The organism is Pandoraea fibrosis (genome assembly GCF_000807775.2).
Classification (GTDB): domain Bacteria; phylum Pseudomonadota; class Gammaproteobacteria; order Burkholderiales; family Burkholderiaceae; genus Pandoraea; species Pandoraea fibrosis.
This window is the reverse complement of sequence record NZ_CP047385.1, coordinates 5463949-5476092: the sequence shown is the minus strand read 5'-3', so window position 1 is coordinate 5476092 and position 12144 is coordinate 5463949. Positions and strand designations below refer to the sequence as shown.

The 12144-nt window shown below is 63.1% G+C and carries 16 protein-coding genes; 10 read left to right on the top strand and 6 right to left on the bottom strand.

Annotation, left to right across the window (positions count from 1 at the left end):
- Position 1: 1 nt before the first annotated feature.
- Complete coding sequence (locus tag PI93_RS24195) at positions 2-730, top strand: RNA polymerase sigma factor FliA (RefSeq protein WP_039366417.1); 729 nt, start codon at positions 2-4, stop codon at positions 728-730.
- On the opposite strand, the gene PI93_RS24190 is transcribed toward PI93_RS24195, so the two are convergent.
- From PI93_RS24190 to flgA, 6 genes are all read right to left on the bottom strand, one after another.
- Complete coding sequence (locus tag PI93_RS24190) at positions 727-1293, bottom strand: flavoprotein (RefSeq protein WP_039366420.1); 567 nt, start codon at positions 1291-1293, stop codon at positions 727-729. The genes PI93_RS24195 and PI93_RS24190 overlap by 4 nt on opposite strands.
- Entirely contained in the window at positions 1290-1538 is a 249-nt protein-coding gene (locus tag PI93_RS24185; RefSeq protein WP_052240415.1) for a CBU_0592 family membrane protein, read from the bottom strand. Before PI93_RS24185 ends, PI93_RS24190 begins: the two co-directional genes overlap by 4 nt.
- Before the next feature lie 10 nt (positions 1539-1548).
- Positions 1549-1977 carry a hypothetical protein gene (locus PI93_RS24180; RefSeq protein WP_039366428.1) on the bottom strand — a complete coding sequence of 143 codons (429 nt, stop codon included), beginning with the start codon at positions 1975-1977 and terminating at the stop codon, positions 1549-1551.
- 383 nt (positions 1978-2360) lie between these two features.
- A complete protein-coding gene (locus PI93_RS24175) occupies positions 2361-2819 on the bottom strand; it encodes a flagella synthesis protein FlgN (protein ID WP_039366431.1) in 459 nt (152 codons plus the stop codon).
- On the bottom strand, positions 2816-3154 hold the full coding sequence (flgM, locus tag PI93_RS24170; protein ID WP_039366433.1) for a flagellar biosynthesis anti-sigma factor FlgM: 339 nt from the start codon (positions 3152-3154) through the stop codon (positions 2816-2818). The genes PI93_RS24175 and flgM overlap by 4 nt, the downstream gene beginning before the upstream one ends.
- 126 nt (positions 3155-3280) lie before the next feature.
- The gene (flgA, locus tag PI93_RS24165; protein WP_052240416.1) at positions 3281-4300 is read right to left on the bottom strand and encodes a flagellar basal body P-ring formation chaperone FlgA; all 1020 of its coding nucleotides are present in this window, start codon (positions 4298-4300) and stop codon (positions 3281-3283) included.
- Between the two features lie 412 nt (positions 4301-4712).
- On the opposite strand from flgA, the gene flgB reads away from it, so the two are divergent.
- From flgB to flgJ, 9 genes are all read left to right on the top strand, one after another.
- Complete coding sequence (gene flgB, locus PI93_RS24160; protein WP_039366436.1) at positions 4713-5153, top strand: flagellar basal body rod protein FlgB; 441 nt, start codon at positions 4713-4715, stop codon at positions 5151-5153.
- Between the two features lie 5 nt (positions 5154-5158).
- Positions 5159-5563, top strand: a complete 405-nt coding sequence (gene flgC, locus PI93_RS24155) for a flagellar basal body rod protein FlgC (RefSeq protein WP_023598365.1) — start codon at positions 5159-5161, stop codon at positions 5561-5563.
- Positions 5564-5586: 23 nt separating this feature from the next.
- Positions 5587-6318, top strand: coding sequence for a flagellar hook assembly protein FlgD (gene flgD / locus PI93_RS24150; RefSeq protein WP_052240417.1), 732 nt, complete (start codon positions 5587-5589; stop codon positions 6316-6318).
- Positions 6319-6397: 79 nt separating this feature from the next.
- Positions 6398-7654, top strand: a complete 1257-nt coding sequence (flgE, locus tag PI93_RS24145; RefSeq protein WP_039366441.1) for a flagellar hook protein FlgE — start codon at positions 6398-6400, stop codon at positions 7652-7654.
- Positions 7655-7694: 40 nt separating this feature from the next.
- The gene (locus PI93_RS24140) at positions 7695-8438 is read left to right on the top strand and encodes a flagellar basal body rod protein FlgF (RefSeq protein WP_039366443.1); all 744 of its coding nucleotides are present in this window, start codon (positions 7695-7697) and stop codon (positions 8436-8438) included.
- 66 nt (positions 8439-8504) lie between these two features.
- Complete coding sequence (gene flgG, locus PI93_RS24135) at positions 8505-9287, top strand: flagellar basal-body rod protein FlgG (RefSeq protein WP_039366446.1); 783 nt, start codon at positions 8505-8507, stop codon at positions 9285-9287.
- A gap of 43 nt (positions 9288-9330) precedes the next feature.
- Positions 9331-10044, top strand: coding sequence for a flagellar basal body L-ring protein FlgH (locus PI93_RS24130; RefSeq protein WP_039366449.1), 714 nt, complete (start codon positions 9331-9333; stop codon positions 10042-10044).
- A gap of 8 nt (positions 10045-10052) precedes the next feature.
- Positions 10053-11222: a flagellar basal body P-ring protein FlgI gene (locus PI93_RS24125; protein ID WP_370834583.1), complete on the top strand. Its 1170-nt coding sequence runs from the start codon at positions 10053-10055 to the stop codon at positions 11220-11222.
- A 1-nt stretch (position 11223) separates the two neighbouring features.
- Positions 11224-12111: a flagellar assembly peptidoglycan hydrolase FlgJ gene (flgJ, locus tag PI93_RS24120; protein WP_052240419.1), complete on the top strand. Its 888-nt coding sequence runs from the start codon at positions 11224-11226 to the stop codon at positions 12109-12111.
- The last annotated feature ends 33 nt before the right edge of the window (positions 12112-12144 follow it).

Below are 12144 nucleotides of genomic sequence, written 5' to 3'. Positions count from 1 at the left end.
CATGTATACCGCGCGCGGGAAGGTCGACACGAACGACACGCTGACCCAATACGCGCCATTGGTGCGCCGTCTGGCGCTGCAATTGATGGCGAAGCTGCCGGCGAGCGTGGAATTGGAAGACCTGATTCAGGCCGGCATGCTGGGGTTGCTCGATGCGTCGAACCGATATCAGGAGACGCAGGGCGCGCAATTCGAAACCTATGCGAGCCAGCGCATTCGCGGGGCGATGCTCGACGAGTTGCGCGAGCTGGACTGGGCGTCGCGTGGGATTCGCAAGACGGCGCGTCAGATCGAACAGGCGGTGCAGCGGCTGGAGCAGCGACTGGGCCGGGGGCCGTCGGAGAGCGAGATTGCCGGCGAGATGTCCATCGGGCTGTCCGAGTATCAGCAGATGCTGCAGGACGTGCACGGCTGTCAGCTGATCTATTACGAAGATTTCGAAGCGGCGGACGAAGAGCCGTTCATCGACCGGATCTGTTCGGACCCGGGCGCCGATCCGCTGACGATGCTGCTCGACGAGGGATTGCGTGGTGGGGTGGTCGACGCCATCGACCGCTTGCCCGAGCGCGAGAAGTTGCTGATGAGTCTGTACTACGAGCAGGGACTGAACCTTCGCGAGATCGGTGCGGTGCTCGAAGTGAGCGAGTCACGCGTCTGCCAGTTGCACAGCCAGGCGATTTCCCGCCTGCGCGCGACGCTGCGCGAGAAGGCGTGGACGTCGGCGAACTAATCCTCTTTGCGAACAGAGAGCGCGTGCTCGACATGGGCAACAACATGTTCTGGCGTGGCCATTGCGGCGGGGCCAAAGTCTCCGCCGGCCAACCACTTCTCTCTAGGTGGTATTACGCCAATCTTCCAAGCCCGAAGTCGCTCGAGATGCATGTCTGTTAATGGGTGCTCCCACATAAACTTGTTCATGGATGGGGCTACCAGGAGGGGCTTACTCCTGATTTGCCATGCCCGACAGGTTGTCGTGAGCAAGTTGTCGCAAATGCCGGACGCCAGTTTTCCGAGTGTGTTGGCCGTCGTTGGTGCAATGACGAAGATATCGGCCCAATTCCTCAGCGAAATGTGCAGGATCTGATCGCCGCGTTGCCGCCACACGTACCAATCGTCTTCATCCGTGTGAATCGTCGCGCGTCGACGAGCCGTGGCCAGATCGAAGAACGCGAGTGAAGGCGCGGATGCAATAACCTGTACTTCATGCTTCTTGCTAAGCAACTCGATCAATTTGACCGTGTCTTTCGCGCCAATACTGCCTGTCGTGCCCAAAAGAACGTGCCTTCGCATCATCTTGATCCTCGGTTTCTGTACGACTTGTACAGGCCATACGCGCTGATTGAGGCCCAGAATATTTCAATCAACAGCGAGGCGGGATTCGGGTTGTAGGCCAGCGAATAGACGATCATCAGCGACCCGCCCAAGTTCAAGGCCGAATACTTGTACCCAGCTGTCGAGAGCGTTCCGTGAAGGTTCAGGAAGTAGGCCATGACCACGGTGAGCGCGCCCACAATACCGATGGTGTCCGGAATATTCATTCGCATCAATTCAGGTGAGGAGCGCAATTCTCTTCCCGGGTATTGGCGAAGAGGCGGCCGGCGAGTGGATTGCGTCGATCCATCCTCGTGAGGCACGGATCGTGACATTTGCACAATCTGGCAACTCGTTCTGCACGATCAATTCACATTGAATTGGCTCAATCGACTCAAAAAAGTCGTCGATGATAGACCCGCAGGCCTGCTCAAGTGTCATGGCGAGACTGGCGTATTTGCAGAGATACTCCTGGAAGGAAAAGAACTCGACCAGTCGCTTTCTAGGGTGGTAATGAAACTTCATTCGAGCGACGTTGACTTCTGCTGGATGAAGGTGCTCGTTGGTGCGAAACGCGGGTATATCAAACATGATCTCGTAAGCTCGCATGCGAGCCTGTTGCTTGATGGTGTTTGGAATGACGACGAACTCATGATCGACGTTCATGAAGACCTCCGACTAAATTGGGATCAGGAGAGCAGCGAGTTTGAGCCGGAAATCGGCGCGCCGGGGCGGCGACTTCCCGTCGTTCAATAAGAAATCGCGCTAGAGCTGCGATAACCGCGTGTCTCCGGCCGGGACGCGGCGAGACGAGGGAGGAGATTTTCGGATGACACCCACGCTAGGTCCCATGGTGGCGGGCACCAAGCACTGCACGTATCGAACTGAATACGTCACAGAGGATGGGGAATACGTTGGACCCTCGCTATCTCGACGCGAAGCCTGCGAGGCCATTGGAGGGTGTTCGGAGCGTTGTGAACTAGGTCGTGCGGGCATGCGGGCAAACGGCGAGACCGTACCTGATTCAGCCGAGACGCCCTTAACCGCCGTCAGGCGGTAACGCTGCCACCGCTCGAACGCGGCGTGGTGCGGCCATCCGGACCATACAGCGGCGCGTTCTTCTCCGGGCCGTACAGTACGTTCAGGGCTTGCTGCGTGTAAGTCAGACGCGTGTTGATCAGTACACCGTTCGTGTCGTTGGCGCGCTTGGCGTCGAGCGCGGCGGCAAGCAGCGCTTTCCAGGCGGTGTCGATGCGGGCGTCGGTTGCGGCAGCGGCGGTGGCGCCGGCCTCGTCAGGCGTATAGCCTAGGGCTTCCAGTTGCGCATCGCGCTCGCGACCGAGTGTCGCGAGGTCTGCCACCGCGCGCGTCTTGCGCTCGGTCAGCTCCGGCAGCACGTCGAGCGTGCCGCTGACCAATGCCTGCTGTTCTTCGCCAAGCAACGCCGAAAACGCGCCAATGGCGGTCGTCTCGGCAGACAGGGCGTTCAGCAGGGCATCGGTGGTCATGACTTCGATTGCGTGGAAAGCAGATCGCGCGCGGTCGCAATGAGACCGTCTGCAATCTTGGAGGGATCAATAGTGAGCTGGCCCTTGGCAATCGCGTCTTTGATCGCGGCGACCTTGGAAACATCGATATCTGCCGAGCCCGTCTGAGCCAACGCTGCCTGCAAGGCGCGCATTTCCGACGACAGTGCGCTCGTGCTCACGCTCGCATCGCTGCCAGCGCTCGCCACAGGCGCGGCCGAGCCATCGGCATTCACAGTGCCGGTGGTCGCCCGATCAGTCGTCGCCTTGTTCGCGCCGACGCCAGTCAACGGATTGGCGGGTGGTTCGATTTTCATGTGCTTTCCCCAGAAACCTGCCTGTGTAACGGCATTATCCGCCATAACTTTAGGCAAGTAACATCCTGTTACCAGTTCAAGTGCCCGGGTGATTTCAGCGAATACGTAATCGTAGTAAGTGCTTACTCAAAGCGCAACTTCGACCTCGACGTTGCCGCCTTTTCCTGTCTTGACCGTGCCGCTGACGACCTGTCCGGCGCGGGTGCGCACCTGAACCGGGTCGCCTGCGCTGGCCCGCGAGAGCACCTGGCCCTCGGTGCTGACTTCAAATCCTGAGCCACGCGAAACCACGCGGACGGTTTGACCTTGCTGAACGGCAATTGCGCTGCGCAGCAAATCGGAGCGGATCGGCAGTCCCGACGTGATGCGGTTCACCGCCACGGTGCCAACGATCTGACCGGCATCCGTGGCGACCGTGCGCGGCAGCAGCGTGAGATCGCCCTGGCGCGGCGACAGATCGTTGGGGCCGAGGGTCTCGCCCGGATTGATCTGGCGCGCGGCAACGAAATACGTGGCGTTGATGCTCACGCGGGCTTGCAGATACAGCGTCCACGGCCGCTCGCCCGAGCAGCGCACGCCGACCGTCGTCGAGCCCCACAGGCGCGCGCCGGGCGGCAGGAACGGCTCGAGCACCGGGCACGCGGGCATGCGGTCCGAGACCGCATCGCCGACGGTGATCGCCACTCGCCCGGGCAACCCGGTCGTCTGCTCGCGCAGGAAACGTTCGGCGGTCTGACGAATGGCGTCGGTGTTCTGGAACTGGGAATTCTGAGGGGCAGCGGTCTGCGGCGTTTGCGCGTTAGCCGTGGCAACCCCGGTGTTTGCGACGTTCGGATTGACGCTGGCGGTCGTGACCGGGTGAACGACGTTGGGCATGTTCGGGGCCACGCCACCCGCAGCGTTGTTGCCGGGGATAACGATGGCGCCAGGGCCGAGCGTGTTGCCGAGGTTCTGTGCGGCGGTGTCGGTCGCAATGCCGGCGGCGGGGGAGGCGGCCAGCGCGAAACCCGGCATCGCAAGGCTGGCCAGACCCAGTGAGATAGCCAGCCCGCACAGGCTCAAGCGCACGGACGCGCGCAGACCCTGCCGCTGCGCATCGCGCATGCGGCGGGCACTGGCAAGACCGCTGCCGAATTTGCCTGACATCCTGACTCTCCTTGCAGCCGCCACCCGATGCTCTCATGGGGTGCGCGACGCTCAACCTGCCCCTGGTACACGTCCATTCGTGAAGCCGACGGCACCAGGCAGCGCTCCTGTGCCTGGGGGGCGAACCCCGCCCGGTGCCGTCAGGAAGCATTCTAGAGAGGTCCCCGCGCGAGGCATGGCTCGAAATGGCGGTCAATCTCCTTCCTATTCCTCCGATTGAATCCCGAGGGGTACGCATACGATGCGAAGCATGCCAAAAGGTCCGTACTTTTTCCGGGCCCGGCAGGACATCCCGTCTGCGCATCGCACGGGGTTAGCCAGATTCGTCTGCGCAGACCCGTCGCCACCGGCGCACCACGGACAGGTTTCTTGAGCAGTACCCAGCATCAAGGCAAGCATCGGGCGAGACGAGATCATGGACAAACTGGACGCGGCATTGCGATTTTCCCAGCAGGCGCTGGCCATGCGCGCCTACCGTCAGGAGGTGATCTCGTCGAATATTGCCAACGCGGATACGCCGGGATACAAGTCGCGCGATGTCGACTTCAACAATGCATTGAGTCAGGCGGTCGAGCGCGGCGCCCAGCAGCAGCTCGCCACCGAGTCGAGCGTATCGCTCTCGCGCACGTCGTCGCGCCATATTGCCGGCCGCGGGGTGAGCACCGCCCCGCCACTAGGGGGGCCGGAGCTGCTCTATCGCGTGCCGTATCAGCAAAGCGTCGACGGCAACACCGTCGAACTCGACGCCGAGCGTGTGAACTTCGCCGATAACGCCGTGCATTACCAAACGGGCCTCACGGTCCTGTCGAGCCAGATCAAGACGATGCTGGCAGCCATCACGAGTCAAGGGTAAGCGCCATGCCACTCATGAGCATCTTCGACGTTGCCGGCTCGGCCATGACGGCCCAGTCGCAGCGCATGAACGTTACGGCCAGCAATCTGGCCAACGCCGAGTCGGTGACCGGCCCGGACGGCCAGCCGTACCGCGCCAAGCAGGTTGTGTTTCAGGTCAACCCGGTGGCGGGGGCCGACGTGGGTGGCGTGAAGGTGGCGGGCGTCGTCGACGATCCCTCGCCGCTCAAGACGGTGTACGACCCGAAGAATCCGGCAGCCAATGCCCAGGGCTACGTGACCATGCCCAACGTGAATCCGGTGGAGGAGATGGTCAACATGATCTCCGCTTCCCGTTCTTATCAGGCCAACGTCGAGGCGCTCAACACCGCCAAGACGCTGATGCTCAAAACCCTCACGGTCGGCCAGTAAGGGGCCGCGCGGAGACCAGAACAATGGCAAGTATCAACACGTCGAACGCTGCCAATTTCTCGCAGTCGTTCCTTGATTCGATCAACGGCACGGCGAGCAACAGCTCCAGCTCGAAGTCCTCGGCCGGTTCCGCAGACGATCTGCAGAACAGCTTCCTGAAGTTGCTCGTCGCGCAGATGAACAACCAGGACCCGCTCAACCCGATGGACAACTCGCAGGTGACCTCGCAGCTCGCGCAGATCAGCACGGTCTCGGGCATCACCCAGTTGAATACCACGCTGTCGTCGGTGACCTCGCAGCTCAACTCGACGCAGAGCCTGCAAGCCGCCGCGCTGGTCGGCAAGGGCGTGCTGATTCCGGGCAACAACATCGGTGTGGGCAGCACCACGGCCACGGACGGCACCGTCACGAAGACCGCCACGCCGTTCGGCTTCGAACTGCCGAGCGACGCCGACACCGTCACGATTCAGATCAAGGACGCCACCGGCAAGGTGGTGCGCACGGTCAACGCCGGTGCGCTCGACGCCGGTGTGCAGGCCCTCACGTGGGATGGCATGGACGACGCCGGCACCGCAGTGGCCGACGGCAAGTACACGCTGAGCGTGACCGCTTCGGCCAATGGCCAGGCCATCACGCCGAACCTGCTGTCGTATGCGCAGGTGCAGAGCGTGGTCGCCAGCACGACGGGTGCGCCGTTGCTCAACGTCGGCACGGGCTCGAACATCAAGCTCTCCGACGTGCGCGAAATCCTGTAACCGATCTCAAACGACGTAAGCCCTCAACCGTTTTCATCGCGACAGACATCGTCGACAACCGAATTTCAGGAGTATCACCATGGCATTTTCGACCGGATTGAGCGGCCTGAACGCCGCCTCCAAGGACCTGGACGTCATCGGCAACAACGTGGCCAACGCGGCCACCGTCGGTTTCAAGCAAGGTCAGGCGCAGTTCGCCGACATCTACGCCAACTCGCTGTTCGGTGCGGGCAACAACACCGTCGGTATCGGTACGCGTGTGTCGACCGTGGCACAACAGTTCACGCAGGGCGACATCACGGTCACGAACCGTCAGCTCGATCTCGCCATTTCGGGCAACGGCTTTTTCCGCGTGTCGAACAACGGCACCATCGCCTATACGCGTAACGGTCAGTTCTCGCTCGACAAGAACGGCTACATCGTCGACGCCAACGGGGATCACCTGACCGGCTACCTCGCCGGCCCGAACGGCATCATCAACAGCGTTTCGCCGGTCGATCTGCAGATCCCGACGGGCGATCTGGCGCCGACGGCCACCACGAAGATCACGGGCCAGTTCAATCTGGACTCGCGCAGCGCGGTCAACACCACGCCGTTCTCGATCACCGATCCGAACTCGTACACGAACGCCACGTCGCTCAAGGTCTACGACTCGCTGGGCAATTCACACGACGTGAACCTGTACTTCGTGAAGTCGAGCGTCGACACCACTACCAACAACGCCACGTGGACGCTGTACGCCTCGGTCGATGGCACGACGCAAGTCGGCACGGGCCCGATCGGCACGATGACGTTCAACTCGGCGGGTAGCCTCGTTTCGCAGACGGATTCGACCGGCGCAGCCGTCACCGGCCCGATGACGTTGCCGACGATCACCTACGGCAACGGCGCGTCGAACGCCGCCATGACGCTGAATCTGTCCGGCACGACGCAATACGGCAACACGTACACGCCGAACACGCTCACGCAGGACGGCTACACGTCGGGCCGCCTGACGGGCTTCACGTTCAATGCAGACGGCACGATCGTCGGCACGTACTCGAACACGAAGTCGATCACGCTGGGGCAGGTCGCGCTCGCCAACTTCAACAACGTGCAGGGCCTGATTCCGCTGGGCAACAACCTGTGGGCAGAGTCGGCCGATTCGGGCATTCCGATCGTCGGCGTGCCGGGCGGCACCAACCTCGGCAAGTTGCAGGCCGGCGCCGTGGAAGCGTCGAACGTCGACCTGACGGCTGAACTGGTCCACATGATCACCGCGCAGCGCAACTATCAGGCGAACGCGCAGACGATCAAGACGGAAGACCAGTTGATGCAGACGATGGTGAACCTGTAAAGCGGACGGCGCGTATGCGTAATTTGGACGGAGGTTGTCGATGGATCGTCTGATCTATATCGCCATGACGGGCGCGAAGCAGGCGATGGAGCAACAATCGACCACCGCCAACAATCTGGCGAACGTGTCGACGCCGGGCTTTCGCGCCCAGCTCGCGGCGTTCCGCCAGACCCCCGTGCGTGGCGCAGACGGCACGACGGGCACGCGCACGTTCGTGACCACGTCGACGCCGGGCACCGACTTCACGCCGGGCGCGATGCAACAGACCGGCCGGGCGCTCGACGTTGCCATTCAGGGACAGGGCTGGCTGGCCGTGCGCGACGCACAAGGCCGCGAAGCCTACACCCGGGGCGGCAACCTCGAAATGACGGCCGACGGTCAGATCACGCTGCACGGGCTGCCGGTGATGACCGATGCCGGTCCGGCCGCCGTGCCCCCGGGCGCGGCCGTGACCATCGGCACCGACGGCACGCTCTCGGCGCTGGGGCAGGGCGATCCGCCCAACTCCATCGCCGTCATGGGGCAGTTGAAGCTGGTGAATCCGCCGGAAGGCAATCTGGTGCGCGGCGACGACGGCCTGTTCCGCACGGCGAATAACGCACCGGCGCAAGTCGATCCGAATGTCGTGGTGGTCGCAGGCTCGATCGAGGCCAGCAACGTCAATCCGGTCAGTGGCCTGGTGAACATGATTTCGCAGTCGCGGGCTTTCGAGATGCAGATGAAGATGCTCTCGAGCGCCGATACCAATGAGCAAACCGCCAACCAGTTGCTGAACTTCAGCTAACGCGAGGACGGTGTCCAGGGTCCTCGATGACCCGGCGCCGTCACCGTACACGGGGAGAATGACCCAATGATCCGTTCGCTCTACATCGCTGCCACCGGCATGAACGCCCAGCAGACGAACATGGACGTGATTTCGAACAACCTCGCCAACACCAGCACGAACGGCTTCAAGAAGGGCCGCGCGGTGTTCGAGGATCTGCTGTATCAGACGATCCGCCAGCCTGGCGCGCAGTCGTCGCAGCAGACGTTGCTGCCCTCGGGCCTGCAACTGGGCACCGGTGTGCGCCCGGCCGCGACCGAGCGCATCTTCACTCAGGGCAACCTGACCTCGACGAGCAACGCCAAGGATGTGGCCATCAACGGCGACGGTTTCTTCCAGGTGCTCATGCCGGACGGCACGACCTCCTACACGCGCGACGGCTCGTTCCAGGTCGACAACAACGGCCAGCTCGTGACGGCATCGGGCTTCCCGATTCAGCCGGCCATCACGATTCCGGCGAACGCCCTGTCGCTGACCATCGCGCGCGACGGGACGGTCTCGGTCACGCAGCCGGGCAGCACGGCCAACGTGCAGATCGGTACGTTCCAGCTCGCCACGTTCATCAACAACGCCGGCCTGCAAAGCCTGGGCGAGAACCTGTACGCCGAGACGGCCGCCTCGGGGGCGCCGAATGTCGCACAGCCGGGCACGAACGGTGCCGGCGTGCTCAACCAGAACTACGTCGAAACGTCGAATGTGAACGTGGTCGAAGAGCTGGTGAACATGATTTCGGCGCAGCGTGCCTATGAAATCAATTCGAAGGCGGTCACGGCATCCGATCAGATGCTGCAACGTCTGACGCAGATGTAAGCAGCGGTTCGTCCGCTGAACGTCCTTAGGAATGAACGTCGATATGTCCGCTTCAACGACCGTTACTCAACGCAGCGCTGGCCACGTGCGGTACTTAGCGCTCGTCGCCGCTGCCGCGCTGAGCGGTCTCGCGGGCTGTGCCTACGTCCCGCAAGAGCCGGTGGTGACCGGCCCGACGACGACGCGCCCGCCGCCCCCGCCGGTGGCGGCCGATCCGGAGGGCTCGATCTACCGTCCGCTGTATTCGAACCGTCCGCTGTTCGAAGATCGCCGTCCGCGTAACGTTGGCGACATTCTCACGATCGTCATCAACGAAAACACGGCGGCGAGCAAGAACTCGGCGGCCAATACAACCCGTGCGGGCAGCGGCAACCTGACGCTGAACCAGACGCCGGGCGTGATTGGCGGCGTGCTGAACAATCAGGCACTGGACGCGAGCGGCGCGAACAAGTTCGATGCCAAGGGCGCGGCCAATGCCAACAACGTGTTCTCCGGGCAGATCACCGTGACCGTGATGGACGTGCTCTCCAACGGCAACCTCGCGGTGGCCGGCGAGAAGCAGATCGCCATCAATCAGGGCACGGAGTACATCAAGTTTTCGGGGATCGTCGCCCCGCAGACCATTTCGGGCGCAAACACCGTGCCTTCGACGCAGGTGGCCGATGCGCGCATCGAATACCGTGGCAAGGGCTACATCAATGAAGCCGAAACCATGGGCTGGCTGCAGCGCTTCTTCCTCAACGTTTCGCCTTTCTGATGTCGATCATGTCGTTCCTGTCGCGCCGCGCGCCCCATCACCGTCACCTTCGCCAGGCAGCCCGCCGCGTCGTTGCCACGCTGGCCGTGGCGGGCACGGCCGCTGCCGCATTGCTGACGCCGGGCGCTGCACACGCCGAACGGCTCAAGGAACTGGCGTCGATTCAAGGGGTGCGCGACAACCAGCTGATCGGCTACGGTCTCGTGGCCGGCCTCGATAACTCGGGCGACCAGACCACGCAGACGCCGTTCACCGTGCAGAGCATGACCAACATGCTTTCGCAATTGGGCATCACGGTGGCGCCCGGCACCAACATGCAGTTGAAGAACGTGGCGGCCGTGATGGTGACGGCCACGCTGCCGGCATTCACGCGCCCGGGGCAGGCCATCGACGTGGTGGTGTCGTCGATGGGTAATGCGAAGAGCTTGCGCGGCGGTACGCTGCTCATGACGCCGCTCAAGGGACCGGACGGGCAGGTCTACGCGCTTGCTCAGGGCAACTTGCTGATCGGCGGCGCTGGCGCGTCGGCCAACGGTTCGAGCGTGACCATCAACCAGTTGGCCTCGGGCCGCATCCCGAGCGGCGCGATCGTCGAGCGCGCCGTGCCGACGGCCATGGGTGGCCAGCCGGGCACGGTGCAGATGGAACTGAACGCCACCGACTTCTCGACCGCGCAGCGCGTGGTCGACGCCGTGAATCGTCGCTTCGGCTACGGCACCGCACAGGCATTGGACGGCCGCGTGATTCTCCTGCGCACGCCCACCGACCCGGCGTCGCGCGTGCAATTTCTGGCCCAACTCGAGAGTCTGGAAGTGCGTCCGGACAATACGGCCGCGCGTGTGATCATCAATGCGCGGACCGGTTCGGTCGTGATGAACCAGAACGTGACGATCCAGCAATGCGCGGTGGCGCACGGCAATCTGTCCGTGGTCATCGATACGCAGAACAACGTGAGCCAGCCGGCGCCGTTCTCGGGCGGGCAGACGGTGGTGGCCCCGAATTCGCAGATCTCCGTTCAACAGGAGAACAACGCGCTCAAGATGGTCAAAGCGGGCGCCAACCTCGCCGACGTCGTCAAGGCGCTGAACTCGCTGGGTGCGAGTCCGGCTGACCTGATGTCGATTCTGCAGGCCATGAAGGCCTCGGGCGCCCTGCGCGCCGATCTGGAGATCATCTGATATGGCCGACGGCAACCGACTCACCGGCGCAGCGGGCAAGACCGTTCCCGACCTGACGCAGCGCGCCACGTATGACATGCAGGGCCTCACCGCCCTGCGCGCTGCGGCGCACCAGCAGACGCCACAGGCCACGCAGCAGGCCGCCAAGCAGTTCGAGGCCGTCTTCACGCAAATGATGATGAAGAGCATGCGTGAGGCCACGATGTCCGGCGGGCTGCTCGGCAACGATCAGGAAAAGATGTTCAACGGCATGCTCGACGACCAGCTTGCCCAGCAATTCGCGTCGCACAAGGGCATCGGTCTGGCCGATCTGATGCTCAAGCAGCTTGCCAATACTGGCACCACGCTTCCGCCTGCCGCCATGGGGCGTCAGCAGTCGCTTCAGGGGCGCGCCTACAACTCGGCCGACGCTATCGGTGTGGCCGACGGCGCACCGGCCGCCGCGGGCGAATTCGTCGACCGCATGGCCACGGCCGCGCAGAACGCCAGCGCGCAAAGCGGCATTCCGGCGCGCTTCATGCTGAGCCAGGCGGCGCTCGAGTCCGGCTGGGGCAAGCGGGAAATCCGCCGCAGCGACGGCAGCACCAGCTTCAACGTATTCGGCATCAAGGCGGGCAAGAACTGGAACGGTCCGACCGTGGAAGTGGCCACGACGGAGTACGTGAACGGGCAGCCGCGCAAAGTCATGGCCAAGTTCCGGGCCTACGGCTCATACGACGAGGCATTCGCCGATTACGCGAACCTGATCTCCAAGAACCCGCGGTACGCGTCGGTCGTGGCAAGCGCCAACGACGCCGCTGGCTTTGCCACGAATCTCCAGCGCGCCGGCTACGCGACCGATCCGCAGTACGCCAGCAAGCTCATGAAGATCATGAAGCACTTCGCCTGAGCGCAAGGCGCGCAGGGGCGCTCGGCGATTGGC